Origin of the sequence: Polymorphospora sp. NPDC051019 (assembly GCF_040683055.1) — a bacterium.
Lineage (GTDB): Bacteria > Actinomycetota > Actinomycetes > Mycobacteriales > Micromonosporaceae > Polymorphospora > Polymorphospora lycopeni.
In genome coordinates, this window is record NZ_JBFBCH010000004.1 from 205,200 (window position 1) to 226,908 (window position 21,709).

Below are 21,709 nucleotides of genomic sequence, written 5' to 3' on the forward strand. Positions count from 1 at the left end.
CATGGCTTCAGCAGCACCCGAGTTCGCGGGGATCATTCCGCCGCTCGTGACTCCGTTCGACGCGGAGGAGAACATCGACACCGAAGCCCTGCGTGCGGAGATCCGCTTCCACCTCGCGGTGGGCGTGCACGGGCTGTGCGTCACCGGCTCGACCGGCGATGGACAGATGCTCTCTCTTGAACAGTCCGTAACCGTCGCCAAGATCGCGGTCGAGGAGGTCAAGGGCGCCGTACCGGTGATCGCCGGCATCATCCGCGACTCGACCGCCGAGGTCATCCGCTACGGGCTCGCGCTCAAGGAGGTCGGCGTCGACGCCCTCCAGGTCACCCCCGTGCACTACCTCTTCCAGCCGGACGAGGAGACCACCCTCGACTACTACCGGCGGATCTGCGACGCCACCGACCTGCCGGTCCTGATCTACAACGTGATCCCGTACGCGCTGATCCCGGCGACCACCGTCTACCGGGCCATCCAGGAGATCCCCGGCGTCGTCGGCGTCAAGCAGTCCGGCGGCAACATCCACCAGCTCGCCGACCTGCTCAAGGCCGCCCCCACCGAGGGCGTCGTCTTCACCGCCGTCGACGACCTGCTCTACCCGGCCTACCTGCTCGGCGCCGGCGGGGCCATCAGCGCCACCCTCACCGTCGTGCCGCAGCTCTGCGTCGACCAGTGGGACGCCGTCCAGAAGGGCGACCACAAGACCGCCCTGGAGATCCACAACAAGCTGCTGCCGGTGTGGCGTGCGATCGACGGTTCCAACATGACCGTACGCATCAAGACCGCGCTGAAGCTCCAGGGCCGCACCGGCGGGCTCGGCGCCCACCCGCTCACCCCGGTCAGCGAGCAGGAGGAGGCGGTGATCCGGGCCGCCCTCGTGGAGGCCGGCGCGATCACCGCGTGATTGACTCACCGACGCCGAAGGCTGTACCTCTGGTGGACATCCCTCGGCCTGGAACAAGGAGTCGTCTGGTGGCAGGAATCCGGGACGTGGCCAAACTGGCCGGCGTGTCGACCGCGACCGTGACGCGCGCACTGCGGGACGAAGCCTCGGTGACGGCGGCGACCAAGGCCAGGGTCAGGGCCGCCGCCCTCCGGCTGGACTACGTCCCCAGCGCCGCGGCACGTGCCCTGTCCCGCGGCCGGTCCAACCTGCTCGGCCTGTTCGTACCGGACATCACGAATCCGTTCTACGCACAGGTCGCGCAGGGGCTGGAGGACCGGGCCGCGGAGGCGCGCTACCACTGCGTCATCGCCAGCTCACACCTCAACCCGGAGCGTGAGCGCCACCTGCTCACCTCGTTCCAGGACGGCACCCTCGCCGGCCTCGCCGCCACCACGGTCGGCACCGACGAGGGATTCACCACCGCACTCGGTGCCACCCGGGGCCCGCTGGTCCTCGTCGACCGGCGGCCCCGGGGCATCAAGGCGCCACTCGTACGCACCGACAACCGCAAGGTGACCCGCGGCGCGATCAGCCAGCTCTTCGAGATGGGGCACACCCGGATCGCGATGATTTCCGGGCCGCGCGACTTCGACACCGCCTGCCAGCGGCTCTCCGGATTCCGGCTCGCCTACAAGGCGGCCGGGACCGCCCTGCCCGACGAACTCATCCGGCACGGCCACCTCGGCGAGGCCGGCGGCTACAAGGCGATGAACGAGCTGCTCGAACTCGACCCCCGGCCGACCGCGGTGTTCTGCTTCAACAACCTCGTCACCGTCGGCGCGCTCAAGGCGATCCGGGAGGCCAAACTGCGCATCCCCACCGACATCAGCATCCTGGCCTTCGACGACATGAACCTCTTCCCGCTCGTCGACCCGCCGATCAGTGCGATCGACCAGCCCGCGTACGAGATGGGCCGGGCCGCCGCCGACCTGCTGCTGCGCCAGCTCGACGGCGAACGCGGCCTCGGTGACGTCGTACTGCCGGCAACGATGATCATGCGGGAGTCACTGGCCCCGCCCAGCACCCGCTGAACCGAATCGAGAGACCACGACATGGCCGAAGCCTTCTTCTCGTCCGGGGCCGACTACGTCGACCGGGCCCTGCTCGGATTCGCCCGCGACCACGCCGACATCGTCGAACTCAACCAGAACCCGGTGTACGTCAAGGCGGTCAACCGCGACCCGCGCCGCCGGGTCGGGATCGTCTCCGGCGGCGGCTCCGGCCACGAACCCATGCACATCGGGCTCGTCGGCGCCGGCATGCTCGACGCCGCCGTACCGGGCAAGGTCTTCGCCTCGCCGCACAACCGGCAGATCTACGAGGCCAGCCGGGCGGTCGCCGGACCCGACGGCGTACTGCACGTGGTCAAGAACTACACCGGTGACCGGATCAACTTCGGCATCGCCGCCGAGCGGCTGCGCCACGACGGCATCCGGGTCGAACGCGTACTCGTCGACGACGACGTCGCCACCGAGAGCGAGCAGACCGCGACCGGGCGCCGGGGCACCGGCGCCACCGTGATCGTCGAGAAGATCCTCGGCGCCGCCGCCGACCAGGGCCTCGACCTCGACGGCCTCACCGAACTCGGCCGCGCCGTGACCGCCCGCTCGCGCAGCGTCGCCGTCGCGTCCGTCGCCCACACCTCGCACGTCACCGGCGAACCCGGCTTCGTCCTCGACCCCGGACAGATCGAGTACGGCGTCGGCATCCACGGCGAACGCGCCCAGCGCAGCATCCCCCGACCCCCGCTGGAGGAACTCGTCGACCGGATGGTCGCCGACGTACTCGCCAGGACCCCTGCCGGCGACTCGGCGATCGTCCTGGTCAACGGCCTCGGCGGCACCACCGGAATCGAGCTCTACAACGTCTTCGCGCGCACCGCCGACAACCTCGCCGACCGGGGCATCAGCCTCGCCGGCAGCCTCGTCGGCACCTGGTCGCCCGCGCTGGACATGAAGGGCTTCTCGATCACCGTCACCATGCTCGACGACGGCTGGGCCGGACTGTGGCACGCGCCCGCGTGGACCGCCGTCCTCAGGAAGTGAGACCGCCAATGCTGATGAAGACCTACCTCGACGCGGCCGAGGCCGCCCACGCCGAACTGACCCGGATCGACCAGGTCGCCGGCGACGGCGACTTCGGCGACAACCTCCGCGACGGCCTGCGCGGCGTGGTGTCCCGGCTGCCGGCCGGCGCCGACCTCGCCACCGAGTTCGACGTGGCCGCCACCTGGTTCCTCGACGAGGTCGGCGGCACCAGCGGACCCCTGATCGGGCTCCTGCTGCGCGAGACCGCCGCCGAACTGGCGAAGCGGGGCGACGAGGACGCCGCGCTCGTCGCCGGCCTCGCCGGTGGCCTCGCCGCCATCCAGCGGGTCGGCGAGGCGAAGGTCGGCGACCGCACCATGGTCGACTGCCTCGCCCCGACCATCGACGGCCTCAACGACGCGACCGGGCCGGTCGACTGGACCGCGACCGCCACCGCCGCACTCGCCAACGCCCGGGCCACCGCCGACCTGCGGGCCCGGATGGGCCGCGCCAGCTACGTCGGCGAACGGGTGCTCGGCACCCCGGACGCCGGGGCGATGGGGATCGCCCTGCTCTTCTGGGCGCTCGCCGTGCACCGCGACCCGGCCGCCCGCGACCGGCTCACCGACCCCGCCCACCTCGACGGCTGACCGGAGGCGACCATGCAGCTCACCGGAGAGATGTTCATCGGCACCGACCGGATCCGCGGCACCGCGGGCGTTCGGCGACCCGTCGACCCGGCCACCGGCGAGGAACTGGAGCCGGCGTACGGGATGGACGACGGCACCGCCGTCGCCGAGGCGTGCCGCCGCGCCGACGCCGCATTCGACGCGTACCGGTCCCTGCCGGACCAGGCCCGTGCCGGGTTCCTGCGGCAGATCGCCGACAACCTCGAAGCGGCCGGCGAGCAGCTCGTCGCCGCCGTACAGGCCGAGACCGGACTCGCCGAAGGCCGGGCCCGCACCGAACTCGGCCGGACCGCCAACCAGCTCCGGATGTTCGCCGACCTGCTGGCGAAGCCGGACTGGTGCGATCCCCGGCACGTGCCGGCCCAGCCGGACCGGACCCCGCTGCCCCGGCCCGACCTGCGGTCGCGTTACATCCCGCTCGGCCCGGTCGCGGTCTTCGGCGCCTCGAACTTCCCGCTGGCGTTCTCGGTCGCCGGCGGCGACACCGCCTCGGCGCTGGCCGCCGGCTGCCCGGTCGTCGTCAAGGGCCACCTCGCCCACCTGCGCACCGGCGAACTCGCCGGGGCCTGCGTCGCCGACGCCGCCCGGACCACCGGGATGCCCGACGGCGTCTTCTCGCTGGTCTTCGGCGCCGGCAACGAGACCGGCGGACAACTCGTCGCCGACCCCCGGATCGCCGCCGTCGGCTTCACCGGCTCCCGGGCCGGCGGCACCGCGCTGATGGCCATCGCGCAGCGCCGCCCGGTCCCGATCCCGGTCTACGCCGAGATGTCCGCCATCAACCCGGTGTTCCTCCTGCCCGGCAAGCTCGCCGCCGCGGCGGCCGAGACCGCCACCGGCTACGTCAACTCGCTCACGATGGGCGCCGGCCAGTTCTGCACCAACCCCGGCCTGCTCCTCGCCGTCGAAGGCCCGGACCTGGATACCTTCCGCGAGACGGTCGCCGGGCTGCTCGGCGGGCAGGCCGCACAGACCATGCTGACCGCCGGCATCGCGTCGGCATACCGGGCCGGCAACGCCGAACTGGCCGGCCTTCCGTCGGTGAGCCTGGTCGCCCGGGGCGCCGCCAGCAACGCCCCGAACGCCTGCGTGCCCGCCGTCTACCAGACCGACGCCAAGACCCTGCTGGCCGAGCCGCGGTTGCAGGAGGAGGTCTTCGGCGCCACCTCGGTCCTGGTCTCCTGCGCCACGCCCGAGGAACTGGTCGAGACCGCCGGCCACCTGGCCGGACAGCTCACCGCCACCCTGCACGCCGACCCGGCCGACCACGACCTGGCCGCGAAACTGCTGCCGGTGCTGGAGCGCCGGGCCGGCCGGATCATCTACAACGGCTGGCCGACCGGTGTCGAGGTCGGCCCGGCGATGGTCCACGGTGGACCGTACCCGGCCACCTCGGACGCCCGGACCACCTCGGTCGGCACCATGGCGATCAACCGGTTCCTGCGTCCGGTCGCCTACCAGGACCTGCCGGAGGACCTGCTGCCGGCGTGACCCGCATCCGGCCGGCGGCACATGCCGTCGGCCGGCCGGTCACAGCAACGTGCGCCAGTACGTCCAGAACGCCTCGCCGATCAGCCCGACCAGGACCAGGAACCAGACGGTCAGCCCGACGGTGTGCAGGCGGACCAGCGTGTCGGCGCCCCGGCCGGCCGCACCGGGCACCGGCAGGTGCCGGTGGTGCAGGTTGTGCAGCGTGACGTACCAGAAGATGGCGATCATGACGACCCAGACCACCATGCAGTACGGACACAGCGCGCCGATCCGGTAGAGGCTCTGGTAGACCAGCCAGTGCACGAAGACCACGCCGAACGTCGCCCCGGCCTGCAACCCCAGCCAGACCCATCTCGGCAGCCGGGCACCGGCCAGCACCAGGACACCGATCGTGGTGACCACGCTGAACCCGGCGATACCGACCAGCGGGTTCGGAAAGCCGAACACCTCGGCCTGCGGCGTCGTCATCACCGAACCGCAGGACAGGATCGGGTTGATGCTGCACGTCGGCCGGTAGCTCGGGTCCTCGATCAGGTTGATCTTCTCGACGGTGAGCACGAACGCGGCCAGGGCGCCGATCCCGCCACCGAGCGCGAGCACCCAACCGACGATCCGGGCCGCGAACGGCACCGGCCCGACCGGCCGTACCGGTTCGGTTCCCTCCGCCGCCGGCTCTACCCGGGTCGACCTGGGCGACGGACGGGTACGGCGGGCGGCCGGCACCGCCGGACGCGCGCTCACTCGGCCAGCGCCGCGTCGACCGCGGCCTTGAGGCCGGCGTACGTCGGCTGCCCGTCGAACCGCTCGCCGTTGACGAAGAACGTCGGCGTGCCGGTCACCCCGGCCGCGCTGCCGTCCTCGCGGTCGGTGTCGACCCGGGCCGCGGTCGCCGGATCGGCCACGTCGGCGCGGTAGCGGTCGACGTCCAGCCCGAGTTCGCGGGCGTACCCCTCGAACGTCGCGGCCTGGTCCTGCGACTGGTTGCCCCAGGTCCGTTGCGTCTCGAACAGCTTCTGGTACATCCCCTCGAACGCGTCCTGCCTGGCGGCGGCCTCCACGGCGAGCGCGGCGTTCATCGCGTTGGCGTGCATCGGCAGCGGATAGTTGCGTACCACGTAGTCGATCCGGCCGTCGTATTCGGCGCGCAGCTGCTCGACCGCCGGATACACCGCCGCGCACGACGGGCACTCGAAGTCGAGGAACTCCACGACGGTGACCCTGCCGTCGGCGGCGACCGACAGCCGGTGACTGTCGTCGCGGACCACCCGCTCGGCGGCGGCCGCCCGGGCGTCGTCACTGCCCCGCTGGACCACCACGAACAACGCGCCCAACCCGACCAGCACCACCCCGAGCAGGGCCAGGGTCACCTTCATGTTGGTGCTCATGCCCTGGTTGCGGATCGCCTTCGCGGCCTTGCCGCCGGCCTTGCGGCTCCGGGCGGCGGCGGTCGCGTTCCGGGCGTTCGCGGAGCCGCTACGCTTCGGCCCGCCGGCCGGGCGGGCGGTGCCCTCGGACGGCTTCGGGCGGCGGCTGGTCTTGTTTGACATCAGGTGCCTTCCAGGCTGGCGTCGTTCAGCGATGGCGGGTGGCCCGACCCACGGTCGCGCGACCCCCACAGCGGGTAGTCGGACGCAGCCCTCCCACGGTTCCCGGAAGCGGCCTTCGTCGCACCGTCCGCCCTGGTCCGGGCCGGTGGTTGACTTGAAGCGGACTACAGGTGTGACCGTCGTACGCATGACCACCCCGATCCTCGACGAGGCGTACGACCGGCTCCGGCACACCGGGCCGGAACGCTCCGGCTGGCTGTCCAACCACGCCCCGATGGCGGTCGAGTGCCTGATCCGGCACGGCCACGGTGACGACGTCCACCGCTGGCTCGACGGCTACGCCGACCGGCTCGAAGAGCGGCCCCGTGGCATCGACCCGATCACCGCCGACGAGTGGCGCGACCCGCTCGGCGACCCGGTACGCACCGGCGACTGGCTCGACCACTTCGAGCGCGAACTGGCCGGCGAACCGTGGCGCGACGTGCTCGCCCGGTGGTGGCCCCGCCTGCTGCCCGGCATCGCCGCCGGCGCCACGCACGGCGTGATCCGGGTCGGGCACGCCGTCCGGGCCCTGCTCGACGCCGAGACGGCCCCGCGCGTCACCGAACTCGGCCACGGGCTGGCCTACTGGGCGGCCCGGTGGCAGCCGCTGGCGGCGCCCGGCGCCGGGCGGTACCCGTCGACCGACCCGAGATCGGCGCTCGACGCCGTACCCCGGGTGCCGGACCAGCGCCACGGCATCCGGGCCCGGCTCGCCCAGCTGGCCGACCTGCCCGGCTGGCCGGCCGCCGCCGGTGCGGTGCCGGGCGACCCGGCCGGGCCGGTACCGGAGCGGCTCGCCGCCGTCGTGGACGCGGCGGTCGTCCGGTTCGGCGGTCACGGGTACGCCGAACCGGTCATGCTCGTGCACGGCGCGACCGCGCCGAACGCGGTGCTACGTACTCTGCCGGCCCTGCCCGCCGCGCTCTGGGCGCCGAGCCTCGCCGCGGCCTGGGCCGCGACGGCCGCCGTCACCGCCGCGTACGCGCCGGCCGACGCCCGCCCCGCCCCGGCACCGCGGGCCGGGACCGGGGTCCATGACCTGGTCGACCGGGCAGCCGCTGGCGGCGACCCGCACGCGATCAAGTTCGTCGACACCGCGATCGACACCCACGGCCGGGGTGGCGGGACGGCGGTGCTCGCCGTCGCGGACCGGGCGATCGACGACATCACCGGCTGACCGGCGGCCGCGTGCCGGGCGGTCAGCGGACGTCGAACGTCCGGTTGTCGCGGGCGGCCTGCTCGGCGGCGCGCTTTTTCTCGCGCTGCTCCCGGCTGTAGCGCTTGCGTGCCTCGAGGTCCTTCTTCCACAGTTCGTGGGCCTGGCTCGAGCAGCCCTGGAGGGCGTTGTCGACCGTCGGCGGGCCGAGGATCTTGAAGAGGAAGTTGAACATCCGGTCGCCCTTTTCCGGCTTCCGTGCCGGTGACTCGGTCATGTCACGTTCTCCTCGCCTCGATTGTGGCGCCAATGATTGGTGCACAAACTGTTGGTACGCTAGCAGCCGTGGCCGAGCCTGTCAGTGACCAGGACGACCTGCTCGCCCTGGAGCGGCAGGTGTGTTTCGCGCTGTCCGTCGCCGCCCGGGGCGTGGTGGCCGTCTACCGCCCGCTGCTGGAGCCGATGGGCCTGACCCACCCGCAATACCTGGTCATGCTCGCCCTGTGGCAATACGCGCCACTGTCCGTCAAGGCCCTCAGCGGGCTGCTCCAGTTGGACCCCGGCACGCTGTCACCCCTGCTCAAGCGCCTGGAGGCGATCGGCTACGTACGCCGCGAGCGCGACCCCCGCGACGAGCGCAGCCTGGCGGTGACGCTGACCACCACCGGTCGCGACCTGCGCGCGCAGGCGGAGCGCATCCCGCCGGCGGTCGTCGAACGGCTCGGCCTGCCCCTGACCGAGCTGCAGAGCCTGCACGAGGCCCTGACCCGCGTGATCGCCGCCGCCCACCCCGCCCCACCCGCCGCGTCGCGTCCTGCCTAGGCGCGCCCGCCTCGTCGCGCCGCGCCCGCCCCGTCGCGCCCGCAGCGCTGATCAAGGGCTAGTCGTGGGTGTTTTGCCGGTTTCCGGCCACGACTTCTCCTTTATCAGCGCGGCTCAGCGGGGCGGGAGCGGGAGCCGGACCAGGCCTGCCACAGGGTGGCGTAGCGGCCGTCGGGTAGCGCGGTCAGCTCGTCGTGGGTGCCGGTCTCGACGATCCGGCCGGCGTCGAGCACCACGATCCGGTCCGCCGCCGCGGCCTGGGTGAGACGGTGCGCGACCACCAGCGCCGTACGGCCGGCCAGCGCCCGGTCGGCGGCCCGCTCCAGCACCTTCGCGCCCGCGCTGCCGGCGTCGGCGGTCGCCTCGTCGAGGACCACCACCTTCGGGTCGGCGAGCACCAGCCGGGCCAGCGCGAGTTGCTGGGCCTGCGTCACCGAGAGCTGGTGGCCGCCGTCGCCGACCACGGTGTCCAGCCCGTCGGGTAGGGCCAGCGCCCAGTCCAGGGCACCGACCCCGGCGAGCGCCGCCCGCAGCTCGTCGTCCGTAGCGTCCACCTTGGACAGCCGCAGGTCGTCGGCGAGCGGGCCGGCGAACACGTGCACCTCCTGGGTGACCACGGCGACCGTACGGCGACGCTCCGCCGCGCTCAGCCCGGCCAGGTCGAGCCCGCCGAGCATGATCGTGCCGTGGTCCGGTTGGTGGATGCCGGCGACGAGCTGCGCCAGCGTGGTCTTGCCGGCGCCGCTCGCCCCGACCAGCGCCACCCGCTGCCCGGGGCTGATCTCCAGCGTCACGCCCCTGATCACCGGGTGGCCGGCCTGGTAGGCGTACCCGACCTCGGCGATCTTCAGGGAACCGTCGACCGGGGCGGGCCGGGCCGGTCCGTCCGCGGGCGACGGCAGCTCCGCCACCCCGACCAGCCGGGTCAGGCTGGCCGCCGCCACCTGCGCGTCGTCGACCAGCCGCAGGGCGGCGTTGACCGGACCGAAGAGGTTGTGGAAGTACAGCGCCGCGGCGGTCGCCGTGCCGATCGAGACCTCACCGGAGCGGACCAGCAGGAACCCCGCCACGAGCACGGCGGCCAGCCCGACGTACTCGGCCAGGTTGAGCCGCCCGTAGAACCGGGTGATCAGGCGGATCGCCCGCAGCGCCAGGTCCACCGCCGACCACGAGCGCCGGGTGACCCGGTCGACGTGCTGGTCACCCAGCCGCAGCGCCCGTACGGTCGCGGCCCCGCCGACGGTCTCCAGCAGTTGCTGCTGCTGGGCGCCGACCGCCAGACGGTGGGCGGCGTACAGGGGGCCGCTGTGCCGCAGATACCACCGGACGGTCAGCGCCTGGATCGGGGCGGCGAGCAGGGCGGCGACGAAGAAGCGGTAGTCCAGCACGGCGAGGCTGACCAGGGTCAGCCCGATGGCCAGCACCGAACGCACCAGTTCGGGAAGGGCCGCCCGGACCGCTTCGGCGATCACCTCGACGTCACCGGTGACACGCGACGTCAGATCGCCCGACCCGGCCTGCTCCACCCGGTTCAGCGGCAGCGCCAAAGCCCGTTCGACGAACCGTTCGCGCAGCTCGGCGAGCATGCCCTCGCCGAGCCGGGCGAGCATCCCGATGCCGATCGCGGTGCTGACCCCCTGCACCACGGCCACCACGACGAGCAGCACCGCCGGCAGGGTGAGGGCGTCGACCGGCCGGCCCCGCGTGACCAGGTCGACGAGGTGGCCCAGGATCGGCGGGGTGAGCATCCCGACGGCGGTCGCGGCGGTGAGCACAGCCAGCGAGCCGGCGGCCAGCGCCCGGCGGGGCCGCAGCAGCCGGCGTACCGCCGCGACGGCCTGCGCCCGGCTGGCGATGGGCAGTACGTTCGGCATCGTGCCTCCCGTCGGTGGTGAAGACAGCGGATCGGGACAGCGGTGGTCGAGACAGCGGCCGGTCAGGCCAGGACCGTCGCGGCGTAGCGCTTGTCGGCGGCGACGAGTTCCCCGTGCCGGCCCGAGACGGTGCCTCCCTCGGCGTCGAGGAGCACCACCCGGTCGGTGACGGCGAGCAGGGTGGGGCTGGTCGTCACGACGACCGTCGTCCGGCCGGCACGCAGCCGGCGCAGGTGGGCGGCGATGTGGTTCTCGGTCGCGGCGTCGACGGCGGTGGTCGGGTCGTGCACGACCAGCACCGGCGGGTCGGCGGCCAGGGCCCGGGCCAGCGCGACCCGCTGCCGCTGGCCACCGGAGAGCGACCGGCCGCGTTCCCCGACGGCGGTGTCCAGCCCGGCCGGCAGCCCCCGGGCCACCTCGTCGACGCGGGTGGCGGCGAGCACGGCGTCGACCGGGGCGGTCGGGCCGCCGACGGCGGTGACGTTGTCGCGTACGGTGCCGTCGAAGAGCACCGCGTCGTGCGCGGCGGTGACGACCACCGCCCGGACCCGGTCCGGTTCGAGTCCGGCCAGGGCGACACCGTCCAATGTGATCGTCCCTTGTGCGGGATCGGTCTCCCGGGCCAGGCAGCGCACCAGCAGGCCGGCCGCCGCGGGGTCGGCGGTCACCACGCCGAGCAGTTCGCCCGGCGCGACCCGCAGGTCACCGATCCGCAGCGGCCCGTGCTCCACAGCGTCGAACCGCAGCTCGCCACGGACCGGGGTGTCCGGTGCGGCAGGGCCGGCCGGGACCGCCGGTGGCGCCGACAGCACCGCCGCCACCCGGGCCGCCGAGGCCCGGGCCAGCGCCAGCTGCCCATTGACCCAGGCGACCACCGACAGCGGGTTGAACAGGAAGAGCGCCAGCCCGACGGCGGCGACCAGGTCGCCGACGCTGATCGCGCCCTGGCTGGCCAGCCGCGCGCCGACCAGCGCGACAGCCGCGATGAACACGCCGGTGATGCCGAGCAGGGCGCCGTCGTGCCAGCCCTGGGCGTTCGCGGCCCGCAGGGTGGCGGCCAGCGACCGCCGGTTGATCACCCGGTAGCGGGCCAGGGCCGCTGGCTCGGCACCGATCCCCTTGAGTACCCGCAGGCCGGCCACGAGGTCGGCGGCGACACCGGAGGCCAGGGCCGCGTTCTCCTGCTCGACCGCGCTGCGCTTCTGCAACGGCCGGCCGAGCAGGTGGGCGGCGACCAGCACCGGCGGGGCGCCGAGCAGGATCAGCAGACCGAGCGGCACCGACATGGTCAGCAGCGCCACGACGGTGGTCACCAACGCGGCCAGGGCGGCGATGCCGGCGGTGACGGCCATGTTGACCGCGCCGACCCGGCCCGCGTCGCTGGTGGCGACGCTGACCAGCGCGCCGGGCAACTGCCCGGTCTCGGCACCGCCGTACGGGGCGAGGACGCGGCCGGTCAACTCCCGGCGGATCTCGTGGGCGGCCTGCTCGGCGGCGCGTTCGCCGGCCCGGGCGGCGAACCGGTAGCTCGTCGACAGCCCGAGGAAGACCGCGCCGAGCACGCCGAGCCAGCCGAACAGCGCACCGGTCGAGCCGGTGGAGACCGCCTCGTCGACGACGACGCCGATCAGGACCGGCACCAGCGCCTCGCCGGCCTGGTGACCGGTGGCGAGCAGGCCGGCGGGAACGACGTACCTGGTCTGGCCGGTGACCGCGCGGCGCAGCACCCGGCCGCCGGTGACCGGCCCGGCGGCGGTCGCGACGATCACCGGACCGCCAGGTTGGGCGTACGGGCCCCGTGGTGCCGCCCCATCGGAATGATCATCGGGGCGTCGCTGACCGGGCAGACGCCGACCTGGCAGTCCAGGTCGAACACCTCCTCGATCAGTTCCGCGGTGACCACCTCGGCCGGGTGTCCCTGCCGGACGATCCGGCCGGCCTTCATCGCGATCAGATGGTCGGCGTAGCGGGCGGCCTGGTTGATGTCGTGCAGCACCATCACGACGGTCCGGCCGTCGCGGCGGTTGAGGTCGACCACCAGATCGAGTACGTCGATCTGGTGCGCCAGGTCGAGATAGGTGGTCGGCTCGTCGAGCAGCAGCACCGGGGTGCCCTGCGCGATCGCCATGGCGATCCAGGCCCGCTGTCGCTGCCCGCCGGAGAGCGCGTCGATCGGCCGGTTGGCGTGTTCGAGCATCCCGGTGGCGGTGAGCGCTCCGGTGACCGCCCGCTCGTCCTCGACCGACCACTGCCGCCACCACGTCTGGTACGGCGACCGGCCGCGGGTCACCAGGTCGATCACGGTGAGCCCGGCGGGCGCGACCGGCGACTGCGGCAGGATGCCGATCCGGCGGGCCACCTGCCGGGTCGGCATGCCGTGGATCGACCGGCCGTCGAGGTGCACCGCCCCGCCGCGCGGGGTGAGCAGCCGGGCCAGCGACTGGAGCAGGGTCGACTTGCCGCACGCGTTGCCGCCGATGATCACGGTGATCCGGCCGGTCGGGACGGCGAGGTCGAGCCCGTCGACGACGATGGTGCCGTCGTAGCCCAGCCGCAGTCCGGTGGCGTGCAGTTCCGGCGGGTGCGGCAGGTCGGGTTCGGGCGTGCCGGACAGGTCACGTTTCACGGTCATCCTCCTGAACCGGTGCGGTTGGCGCGGACGAGGAGCCAGAGCAGGACGGGAGCGCCGAGCACCCCGGTCACCACCCCGATCGGCAGGCGCGCGTCGGCCAGCACGATCCGGCTGACCAGGTCGCCGGCCAGCACGATGAGGGCGCCGGTGACGGCGGAGATCAGCGGCGGCGGGGTGGCCCGGCCGGCCAGCCGCTGGGCGATCTGGGGCGAGACCAGCGCGACGAACAGGATCGGGCCGGCGGCGGCGGTGCCGAAGGCGGCCAGCCCGACGCCGGTCACCAGCAGCGCGATCCGGGCGTAGCTGACCGGGGTGCCCAGGGCGGTCGCGACCGGGTCGCCCAGGTGCAGGGTGCCCAGCCAGCGGCCGAGCAGCAGGACGGCCGGCACCAGCACGGCCATCGCCAGGGCCAGCGGGCGTACGTGGTGCCAGCCGCGTTCGTTGAGGCTGCCGACCAGCCAGCCGACCGCCGCCCGGGCCTCGTACGGCATCGCCCGGGCCACCAGGTAGTCGGTGGCGCTGGTGCACATCCAGGCGACCCCGACGCCGACCAGCACGAGCCGGTATCCGGTGGTGCCGCGTCCCCAGGCGAGCAGGTACACGACGAGTGCGGCGATCAGCGCGCCGACCACGCCGAGCGTCTGGGTGCCGAGGCCGGCGCCGAAGCCGAGCACGATGCCGGCGACGACGGCGGTCTGCGCCCCGGCGATCACCCCGATCATGTCGGGGCTGGCCAGCGGGTTGCCGGTCATCGCCTGGAACACCGCCCCGGACAGCCCGAACGCGGCGCCGACCAGCAGTCCGGTCAGGGCGCGGGGCAGCCGCAACTCCCGTACGACGAGCAGCGTGCCCGGGTCGCCGTGGCCGAAGAGGGCGGGGACCACGTCGGTGAGCGGGATCTGGATCCGGCCGTCCGCGACGCTGACGCAGAACGCCGCGAAGGTGACGGCGGCGAGCAGGGTGCCGACCGCGATCGGGCGCAGCGCGAGCACGCCGGAGACGGCCGGCCGGGCCAACCGGAACGTGGTCCGGCCGGCGGCGGTCGAGGTTTCCAGGAAGGTCACCGGCTACAGCTCCGCGAGTCGGCGCCGGCGGACCAGCGCGATGAAGAAGGGGCCGCCGATGAAGGCGACGATGACCCCGACCTGGATTTCGCCGGGGCGGGCCACGATCCGGCCGGCGACATCGGCGGCGAGCAGCAGGACGGGGGAGTAGACGATCGTGTACGGCAGCAGCCAGCGGTAGTCCGGGCCGGTGACCATCCGGACCAGGTGCGGGACGACGAGGCCGACGAAGACGATCGGGCCGGTGACGGCGACGGCGCCGGCGGCCAGCAGGGTGACGGCGAGCGCGCCCTGCAATCTGATCCAGCCGATCCGCTGGCCGAGTGCCCGGGCGACCTGGTCGCCGAGGGCGAGGCTGTTCAGGGCCGGCGCGGTGCCGAGCGCGAGGACTACGCCGGCGGCCAGGAACGGCAGGATGCGCAGCACCACGCCGGCGTCCTGGCCGGCGATCGAACCGGCGGTCCAGAACCGGAAGCGGTCCAGGGCCAGCGGGCTGGAGAGCACGATGGCGCTGGTCAGCGATCCGATCAGGAGGGTCACGCCGACGCCGGCCAGGGCGAGCTTGACCGGGGTGGCGCCGCCGCGGCCGAGACCGCCGAGCACATACACGACGGCGCTGGCCAGCAGCGCGCCGGTCAGCGCGAACCAGATGTAGCCGTAGACGCCGGTGACGTTCAGCAGCGCCATCGCGACGACGATGCCGAACGCGGCTCCGGCGCTGACCCCGAGCAGGCCCGGGTCGGCGAGCGGGTTGCGGGTCAGGCCCTGCATCACCGCGCCGGCCAGTCCGATCGAGGCGCCGGCCAGCAACCCCAGGGCGGTACGCGGGATGCGTACGCCACGCACGATGGCGAGTACGTCGGCGGGCACCCGGCCGGGGTCCACAAAGGAGTCGACGACCTGTCCGACGGGGAGCTGTCGCGTTCCGAACGCGATCGAGAGCAGGCACACCACGGCCAGCAGGGCCAGCCCGGCGGCCAGCCCGAGCAGGCGGATGCCGGCGGTCCGCCGTACGGGCGCGAAGAGCGGGGTGGCGGTCACGCGGGCCTCTCTGGCGGGTGGGGCGCTGCGGCGTGCTCCTTGCGGGAGCGGCTCGTGGGTGAGAGCATCTTACGGCTTGAGGTTAGGTTAGCCGACCCTTAGCGTTGTCGGTGTCGATTCGGCTGTCCAGAACGCCTCGATCGGACAGTGCTGTCGACTTTCGATTCCCCATGTTCCGGAAAGCGGACCGATGAACAGCTCATACGAGATCGGCACTGGTCGGCGGTCGGGCCGGCTGGCCCGGTCGGCGGTCGCCGTCGCGCTGGTCGGCGTACTGGCCGCCTGCGGCGGGGACACCGCCGAGCCCGACGGCGCCCCGGCCTCCGCAGGCGACGGCGCCTGGCCGGTGGTGATCGACCACAAATACGGCTCCACCTCGATTCCCGCCGCACCGACCCGGGTGGTGACCCTCGGCCTCAGCGACCAGGACACCGTGCTGGCGCTGGGCATCAAGCCGGTCGGCGCGGTCGACTGGTTCGGCGAGCGCCCGTTCGGCAACTGGGCCTGGGTGAAGGACCGGTGGGGCGGCACCCAGCCGGAGATCGTCGGCGAGCGCGACGAGTACGACGTCGAGAAGATCATCGAACTGGCTCCCGACCTGATCATCGCCCAGTACTCGGGCATGAAGAAGGAGCAGTACGACACCCTGTCCAAGGTCGCCCCGGTCGTCGCCCAGTCGGCGAAGTACGAGGACTACTCGACCCCGTGGGACGAGATGACCCGGACCATCGGGCAGGCCCTCGGCAAGACCGAGCAGGTCGAGCAGTTGCTCGGCGACATCGACAAGCGGTTCGCGGACATCCGCCAGCAGCACCCGGAGTTCGCCCAGCAGACCATCGTGGTCGCCGACCCCAGCGAGCCCGGCATGTACGCCGCCTTCGCCAAGTCCGACCCGAAGGCGCAACTGCTCGCCGAGATGGGCTTCAAGCTCTCCGACCAGGTCGAGCAGGCCGCCGGCCAGGACACCGCCGCGGTGGTCAGCTCCGAGCGGCTGGACATCCTCGACGTCGACCGGCTGCTGCTGCTCGCCACCGACGAGTCGGTCGAGCCCCGGGTCCGCGCCGACCCGGTCTTCGCCACGCTCAAGGTGGTGACCGGCGGCAAGGCCGTGTTCGTGCCGTACATGGAGCCGCCGATCGGTGCGGCCCTGTCGTTCGTCACGGTGCTCAGCGTGCCGTACGCGATCGACCAACTGCTGCCGTCGCTGACCAAGACCGGCTCGTAGTGGCGTCGTACCAGCCCTTTCTGACCAGGGTGACCCGGGTGCGGCGGCTCAGCCCGACGTTCACCCGGGTCACCCTGGCCGGCGAATCCCTCGCGGACTTCGCCGGCCACGGCTTCGACCAGCGGATCAACCTGCTCTTCTTGCCCGACGAGGCGGAACACCTCGGCTACGTCGGCGAGCCGGACTGGTTCGGGCGGTGGCGGGACACGCCGACGGGGCGCCGGGCGCCGCTGCGGACGTACACGGTGCGGTCCTTCCGGCCGGCGGACCGCGAGCTGGACATCGACTTCGTCGTGCACGGCGACACCGGCCCCGCCACCAGGTTCGCCACCACCGCCCGGCCCGGTGATCCGCTGACCGTCATCGGGCCGGTGGTCGGGCCCCCGGCGACCGACGTCGCCTGGGCGCCCCCGCCGCTGGCCGCCCGCCTGCTGCTCGCCGCCGACGCCGCCGCGCTGCCGGCCGCGGCGGCGATCGCGGAATCGATCCCGCCCGGCATCACCACGACCGTGGTGCTGGAGGTGCCCGAGCCGGCCGACGTCATCGAGCTGGACGTGGCTCCCGACGTCGACCTGGTGTGGCTGGTCGGCAGCCGGGGCGAGCGGCTGGAGCAGGTGGTCCGCGAGCTGGCCCCCGGCCTGGCGCTGCCGGCCGCCGGACCTGGCGGCGACGCGCCGGCCCCCGCGTCCGGCGGCGCAGCCGACGACGAGCTGGACGACCCGTGGCAGGTGCCCGACTCCGACGACGACCGCCGGATCGACGGCGGTTACGCCTGGCTCGCCGGTGAGGCCGGCACCGTGGTGGCGCTGCGCCGGTTCCTGGTGGGGGAGTGCGGCGTCGACCGGCGGTCGGTGGCGTTCATGGGCTACTGGCGCCGGGGCCGGGCCCAGCCGAACTGACGCCGGGCCGGCCGGCACCGGGCCCGTCCGGTCAGGGCCGGACGTGCGCGGAGCGCACGGCTCAGCCGGCGGCCAGCCGCCGGGCCTCGTCCTCCTGGATCTCGGCCGCCCGGCGCTGGTATTCCGCGACCACCCGCAGCTCCTCGGGGGAGAACGCGGCGTTGAGGTCGGCGAGTCGCCCCATCAGGCCGGCGAAGTGCGCCGCGATCCGGGCGATGCCCTCGTCGGCCGCCACGACGATCACCTTGCGGCCGTCGGCCGGGTCGGGCTGCCGCGTCACGAAGCCGCGCCGGGCCAGCCGGTCGAGTACGTCGGTGATCGAGTTCTTGGCCAGTCCGGTCAGTTCGGCGAGCTGCCGTGGGGACACGTTGCGATGCCGCTGGACGAGTTCGAGCACCTTCTCGTCGGTCGGCCCCAGGCCGACCTTCTTCGACAGGCTGGTGTGGAACAGGATCATCGCCGTGCTCAGCAGGCGGCCGGAGTCGGCGACCGCCGTCTCGGCGGCCGCCCGGTCCGCGTCCCGTTCCGTTGACGACGCCATGAGACCGCTGCTACCTTTCAATCGTTCGGACGAACGAACTATCTTCTCTTCTCTGGACGTGACCCATGAAGACTCTCATCATCGGTGGCGGCATCGCCGGGTCGGCACTCGCCCTGGCACTGCACAAGGCCGGGCTCGCCAGCGAGGTCGCCGAGGCCCGTCCGGACGTCGAGGACAGCGGCGGCGCCTTCCTCACCCTCGCCCCCAACGGCGTCAAAGCCCTGCGCACGCTCGGCCTCGGTGACGTACCGGCGGCGGCCGGTGGCTTCGAACTGTCCGGGATCGACTTCCGCAACTCGCGCGGCCGGCGGATCGGCGAGCTGCCCGGCGAGGCCGACCAGGAGCGGTACGGGGCACGTGGCGTCGTCCTGCGCCGGGCGCGGTTGCAGGCCGCCCTCGCCGAGCGCGCCCGGGCGGCCGGCGTCCCGTACACCTTCGACGCCAGGCTGGAGCGTCTCGTCGAGCACACCGACGGGGTGCGGGCAGTCTTCGCCGGCGGTCGTACCGTCGACGCCGACATCGTGATCGGCGCCGACGGGGTGTGGTCGACCGTACGGCGACTCACCTGGCCCGACGCGCCGACCCCGGCGTACACCGGGATCGTCGACTGCGGCGGCTGGACGGCCGTGCCGCTGCCCGACACCGCCCGCCAGCAGATGATCTTCGGTCGGCGGGCGTTCTTCGGCTACTCGGCCCACGGTGGGCTCGTCTACTGGTTCACCAACGTGCCGCACCGGCGGGAACCCCGGCGCGGCGAACTGGACCGGCTGGACCAGGGCCGGTGGATGGCCGACATCCGGGCGCTGCACGACGGTGACCCCGATCCGGTGCCGGCGATCCTGGCCGCCGCGGAGAGTTCGCTCGGCGCGTGGCCGATCTACGACCTGCGGTCGCTGGCGACCTGGCACACGTCCAGGATCTGCCTGATCGGCGACGCCGCGCACGCCACCAGCCCGTCCAGTGGCCAGGGGGCCAGTCTCGCCGTCGAGGACGCCGCCGTACTGGCCCGGTGCCTGCGGGACCGGGCCAGCGCGGTCGCGGCGTTCGACGACTTCGTGGCGCGGCGTCGGGACCGGGCCGAGGCGATCGTCCGGATGGGACGCCGGATCGGCGACCGGAAGGTCACCTCGGCCGTGGGCAGCCTCTTCCGCGACCTGATGCTGCCCACCTTCCTGCGGTTGGGCGCCAGGGCGGGGCAGGAGCAGTACCGCTACCGCGTCGACTGGGACGGCGCCGACGCGGTGGTGGACGGCGGCAGGCCGTGACCCGGGGCCGGCCGGCGTCGTCCGGTCAGGGACGGTCGGTCAGGTAACCGCCCATGGTGCGGAAGTACTCGGTGGCCGGCAGTTCGGTGCCGTCGTCGGTGCGTACCCGCTTGACGACCAGGCCGTGGCTGCGGCCGCGACGGGCCTCCGCACCGGCGACGATCACGATGCCGTCGCCCTCCCGGATGAAGATCCGGCCCGGCGTGCCGCCGTAGAAGCCCTCGGAGATCCCGGCCGACAGGATCCGGATCCGCTCGCCGCGGTGGTAGGTGAAGGCGTTCGGGTACGGGTCGGGCAGCGCCCGGACCAGCCGCTCCAGGTCCTGCGCCGGCCAGGTCCAGTCGATCCGACTGTCCTCGATGGACCGCTTGTGGAAGAAGCTGGCCCGGCCGCGGTCCTGCCTGACCCAGTCGGTCCGGCCGGACGCGATGAGCGCCAGTCCGTCCAGGGTGATCGGCCCGAAGAGGGCCAGCGTGCGGTGGAACAGGTCGGTCGTGGTGTCGGTCGGCCCGACCGGTACGGCGCGTTGCAGGACGATGTCGCCGGCGTCCAGTTCCTCGTCCATCATGTGCGCGGTGACGCCGACCTCCGGCTCGCCGTTGATCACCGCCCAGATCAGCGGCGAGAAGCCGGCGTACGCCGGCAGCAGCGAGTCGTGCACGTTCAGGGTGCCGTACCGGGGCTGGTTGAAGATCGCCGGCGGGATCCAGGTGCGCCAGTTGGTCGCCACGATGATGTCGGCGTCGGCCCGCTTGACCTCCTCGGCCAGGTCGTCGTCGGGGCGCTGGCGCAGCAGCACCGGTACGCCGTTGTCGCGGGCCAGGTCGGCGACCGAGTCGTCCCACATCTGCTCGTACGCGTGGTCGCTCTTCGGATGCGTCACGACCAGCGCGACCTCGTGTTCGGAGTCCAGCAGCGCTTGCAGGGTCCGGTGTCCCCAGGTCTGGTAACCGAACATGACGACTCGCATCTTGACGCCTCCAGGCATTGACGACGATAGGTGGGTCAGGCAAGGCTTACCTGTCTGCGCGCTTGCGTGTCGATCCCGTGACGCATTGACCGGCATTCTAGCAAAGGGTAGCCTACCCTAAATAACGATCTAGGGGTGGTCTATGCCGCGCTCTTCGCCCGATGTGCCCGTCTACGACGTCGTAGGGGTGGGATTCGGACCGTCCAACCTGGCCCTGGCCATCGCGCTGACCGAGCAGAGCGGCCCGGGCCGGCCCACCGCGGTCTTCCTCGAGCGCCAGGAGCGTTTCGGCTGGCACCGGGGGATGCTCCTGGACGACGCCACCATGCAGGTCTCGTTCCTCAAGGACCTGGTCACCCTGCGCGACCCCACCAGCCGGTTCAGCTTCCTGTGCTACCTCAAGGAGAAGGGCCGCCTGGTCGACTTCATCAACCACAAGACGCTCAACCCGCTGCGGGTCGAATACCACGACTACCTCGAATGGGCCGCCGCCCAGGTCGACGACTCGGTCCGCTACGGCCACGAGGTGATCGCCGTACGCCCGGCCGGAACCGATACCGACGGCGGTGTCGACCTGGTCGACGTGCTGGTCGACACCGGCGCCGGCACCACCGTCTACCGGGCCCGCAACCTCGTCTTCGCCACCGGTCTGCGCCCCCGCCTGCCCGGCGGCGTCGTCGCCGGCGACCGGATCTGGCACAGCGGCGAGCTGCTGCACAACCTCGGCCGGCTCACCGGCGCCACCCCGGCCCGGTTCGTCGTCGTCGGCGCCGGCCAGAGTGCCGCCGAGGTCACCGCCCGGCTGCACGAGCAGTTCACCGACGCCGAGGTCTGCGCGGTCTTCGCCCGCTACGGATACACCCCCGCCGACGACAGCTCGTTCGCCAACCGCATCTTCGACCCGGCCGCCGTCGACGACTTCTACGACGCCCCCGCCGAGGTCAAGAACCAGCTCATGGGCTACCACGGCAACACCAACTACGCGGTGGTCGACGGCGACCTCATCGCCGAGCTGTACCGCCGCAGCTACCAGGAACAGGTGCTCGGCCGCAGGCGGCTGCACATGCTCAACGTCACCCGGCTGGCCGCCGCCACCGCGCACGACGCCGGCGTACGGGTGGTCGTCGAAACCCTGACCACCGGCGAGCGGCGCACGCTCGACGCCGACATCCTGGTCTGCGCCACCGGCTACGACCCGGTCGACCCGACGATGCTGCTCGGCGAACTCGGCGACCACTGCGAACGCGACGGCCACGGCCGGCTCCGGGTGCACCGCGACTACCGGGTGGCCACCCGCGACACCCTGCGCTGCGGCGTCTACCTCCAGGGCGGCACCGAACACAGCCACGGGATCAGCTCGTCGCTGCTGTCCAACGGCGCGATCCGGGCCGCCGAGATCGTCACGTCGATCGCCGCCCGCCGCGCCGTCCAGACTCCCGCCGCCGCCCGCGTCTGACCGCTCGACGCGTTCCCGTCCCGGG

At 73.0% G+C, this 21,709-nt stretch carries 21 protein-coding genes; 11 read left to right on the plus strand and 10 right to left on the minus strand.

Annotated features, from left to right (window positions below; all coding sequences use genetic code 11):
- Nucleotide 1: 1 nt before the first annotated feature.
- From AB0M79_RS10120 to AB0M79_RS10140, 5 genes are all read left to right on the plus strand, one after another.
- Nucleotides 2–901: a dihydrodipicolinate synthase family protein gene (locus AB0M79_RS10120; protein WP_364210465.1), complete on the plus strand. Its 900-nt coding sequence runs from the start codon at nucleotides 2–4 to the stop codon at nucleotides 899–901.
- Nucleotides 902–969: 68 nt separating this feature from the next.
- Nucleotides 970–1,974, plus strand: a complete 1,005-nt coding sequence (locus tag AB0M79_RS10125; protein WP_364210468.1) for a LacI family DNA-binding transcriptional regulator — start codon at nucleotides 970–972, stop codon at nucleotides 1,972–1,974.
- Between the two features lie 21 nt (nucleotides 1,975–1,995).
- Nucleotides 1,996–2,988, plus strand: coding sequence for a dihydroxyacetone kinase subunit DhaK (locus AB0M79_RS10130; protein WP_357536680.1), 993 nt, complete (start codon nucleotides 1,996–1,998; stop codon nucleotides 2,986–2,988).
- Nucleotides 2,989–2,996: 8 nt separating this feature from the next.
- Entirely contained in the window at nucleotides 2,997–3,620 is a 624-nt protein-coding gene (locus tag AB0M79_RS10135; RefSeq protein ID WP_364210471.1) for a DAK2 domain-containing protein, read from the plus strand.
- A 12-nt stretch (nucleotides 3,621–3,632) separates the two neighbouring features.
- A complete protein-coding gene (locus AB0M79_RS10140) occupies nucleotides 3,633–5,150 on the plus strand; it encodes an aldehyde dehydrogenase (NADP(+)) (protein WP_364210474.1) in 1,518 nt (505 codons plus the stop codon).
- Nucleotides 5,151–5,189: 39 nt separating this feature from the next.
- On the opposite strand, the gene AB0M79_RS10145 is transcribed toward AB0M79_RS10140, so the two are convergent.
- The gene (locus tag AB0M79_RS10145; protein ID WP_364210972.1) at nucleotides 5,190–5,780 is read right to left on the minus strand and encodes a vitamin K epoxide reductase family protein; all 591 of its coding nucleotides are present in this window, start codon (nucleotides 5,778–5,780) and stop codon (nucleotides 5,190–5,192) included.
- A gap of 107 nt (nucleotides 5,781–5,887) precedes the next feature.
- Nucleotides 5,888–6,697, minus strand: a complete 810-nt coding sequence (locus AB0M79_RS10150) for a thioredoxin domain-containing protein (protein WP_364210477.1) — start codon at nucleotides 6,695–6,697, stop codon at nucleotides 5,888–5,890.
- A gap of 187 nt (nucleotides 6,698–6,884) precedes the next feature.
- Between AB0M79_RS10150 and AB0M79_RS10155 the strand changes: the two genes are divergently transcribed.
- Nucleotides 6,885–7,916: a questin oxidase family protein gene (locus AB0M79_RS10155; protein WP_364210480.1), complete on the plus strand. Its 1,032-nt coding sequence runs from the start codon at nucleotides 6,885–6,887 to the stop codon at nucleotides 7,914–7,916.
- A gap of 22 nt (nucleotides 7,917–7,938) precedes the next feature.
- Here the strand turns inward: AB0M79_RS10155 and AB0M79_RS10160 are convergent, their stop codons facing one another.
- On the minus strand, nucleotides 7,939–8,172 hold the full coding sequence (locus tag AB0M79_RS10160) for a hypothetical protein (protein WP_357536671.1): 234 nt from the start codon (nucleotides 8,170–8,172) through the stop codon (nucleotides 7,939–7,941).
- A 68-nt stretch (nucleotides 8,173–8,240) separates the two neighbouring features.
- Between AB0M79_RS10160 and AB0M79_RS10165 the strand changes: the two genes are divergently transcribed.
- The gene (locus AB0M79_RS10165; RefSeq protein WP_364210483.1) at nucleotides 8,241–8,717 is read left to right on the plus strand and encodes a MarR family winged helix-turn-helix transcriptional regulator; all 477 of its coding nucleotides are present in this window, start codon (nucleotides 8,241–8,243) and stop codon (nucleotides 8,715–8,717) included.
- A 104-nt stretch (nucleotides 8,718–8,821) separates the two neighbouring features.
- Here the strand turns inward: AB0M79_RS10165 and AB0M79_RS10170 are convergent, their stop codons facing one another.
- The 5 genes from AB0M79_RS10170 to AB0M79_RS10190 all read right to left on the minus strand — a co-directional run bounded on the left by AB0M79_RS10170 (nucleotide 8,822) and on the right by AB0M79_RS10190 (nucleotide 15,328).
- Entirely contained in the window at nucleotides 8,822–10,591 is a 1,770-nt protein-coding gene (locus AB0M79_RS10170; protein ID WP_364210486.1) for an ABC transporter ATP-binding protein, read from the minus strand.
- A 62-nt stretch (nucleotides 10,592–10,653) separates the two neighbouring features.
- Nucleotides 10,654–12,360 carry an ABC transporter ATP-binding protein gene (locus tag AB0M79_RS10175; protein ID WP_364210489.1) on the minus strand — a complete coding sequence of 569 codons (1,707 nt, stop codon included), beginning with the start codon at nucleotides 12,358–12,360 and terminating at the stop codon, nucleotides 10,654–10,656.
- Nucleotides 12,357–13,163: an ABC transporter ATP-binding protein gene (locus tag AB0M79_RS10180; RefSeq protein WP_364210975.1), complete on the minus strand. Its 807-nt coding sequence runs from the start codon at nucleotides 13,161–13,163 to the stop codon at nucleotides 12,357–12,359. Before AB0M79_RS10180 ends, AB0M79_RS10175 begins: the two co-directional genes overlap by 4 nt.
- 56 nt (nucleotides 13,164–13,219) lie before the next feature.
- Complete coding sequence (locus AB0M79_RS10185; RefSeq protein ID WP_364210492.1) at nucleotides 13,220–14,287, minus strand: iron chelate uptake ABC transporter family permease subunit; 1,068 nt, start codon at nucleotides 14,285–14,287, stop codon at nucleotides 13,220–13,222.
- 3 nt (nucleotides 14,288–14,290) lie between these two features.
- On the minus strand, nucleotides 14,291–15,328 hold the full coding sequence (locus AB0M79_RS10190) for an iron chelate uptake ABC transporter family permease subunit (RefSeq protein WP_364210495.1): 1,038 nt from the start codon (nucleotides 15,326–15,328) through the stop codon (nucleotides 14,291–14,293).
- A 190-nt stretch (nucleotides 15,329–15,518) separates the two neighbouring features.
- On the opposite strand from AB0M79_RS10190, the gene AB0M79_RS10195 reads away from it, so the two are divergent.
- Both AB0M79_RS10195 and AB0M79_RS10200 read left to right on the plus strand, forming a co-directional pair.
- Nucleotides 15,519–16,553, plus strand: coding sequence for an iron-siderophore ABC transporter substrate-binding protein (locus tag AB0M79_RS10195; protein WP_364210498.1), 1,035 nt, complete (start codon nucleotides 15,519–15,521; stop codon nucleotides 16,551–16,553).
- A gap of 38 nt (nucleotides 16,554–16,591) precedes the next feature.
- Entirely contained in the window at nucleotides 16,592–17,452 is an 861-nt protein-coding gene (locus AB0M79_RS10200) for a siderophore-interacting protein (RefSeq protein WP_364210501.1), read from the plus strand.
- A 61-nt stretch (nucleotides 17,453–17,513) separates the two neighbouring features.
- Here the strand turns inward: AB0M79_RS10200 and AB0M79_RS10205 are convergent, their stop codons facing one another.
- Nucleotides 17,514–17,993, minus strand: coding sequence for a MarR family transcriptional regulator (locus tag AB0M79_RS10205; protein ID WP_364210504.1), 480 nt, complete (start codon nucleotides 17,991–17,993; stop codon nucleotides 17,514–17,516).
- Nucleotides 17,994–18,058: 65 nt separating this feature from the next.
- On the opposite strand from AB0M79_RS10205, the gene AB0M79_RS10210 reads away from it, so the two are divergent.
- On the plus strand, nucleotides 18,059–19,258 hold the full coding sequence (locus tag AB0M79_RS10210) for an FAD-dependent monooxygenase (protein ID WP_364210507.1): 1,200 nt from the start codon (nucleotides 18,059–18,061) through the stop codon (nucleotides 19,256–19,258).
- A gap of 25 nt (nucleotides 19,259–19,283) precedes the next feature.
- On the opposite strand, the gene AB0M79_RS10215 is transcribed toward AB0M79_RS10210, so the two are convergent.
- Entirely contained in the window at nucleotides 19,284–20,228 is a 945-nt protein-coding gene (locus tag AB0M79_RS10215; protein WP_364210510.1) for a methionyl-tRNA formyltransferase, read from the minus strand.
- Nucleotides 20,229–20,370: 142 nt separating this feature from the next.
- On the opposite strand from AB0M79_RS10215, the gene AB0M79_RS10220 reads away from it, so the two are divergent.
- Nucleotides 20,371–21,684 carry a lysine N(6)-hydroxylase/L-ornithine N(5)-oxygenase family protein gene (locus AB0M79_RS10220; protein ID WP_364210513.1) on the plus strand — a complete coding sequence of 438 codons (1,314 nt, stop codon included), beginning with the start codon at nucleotides 20,371–20,373 and terminating at the stop codon, nucleotides 21,682–21,684.
- Nucleotides 21,685–21,709: the final 25 nt, after the last annotated feature.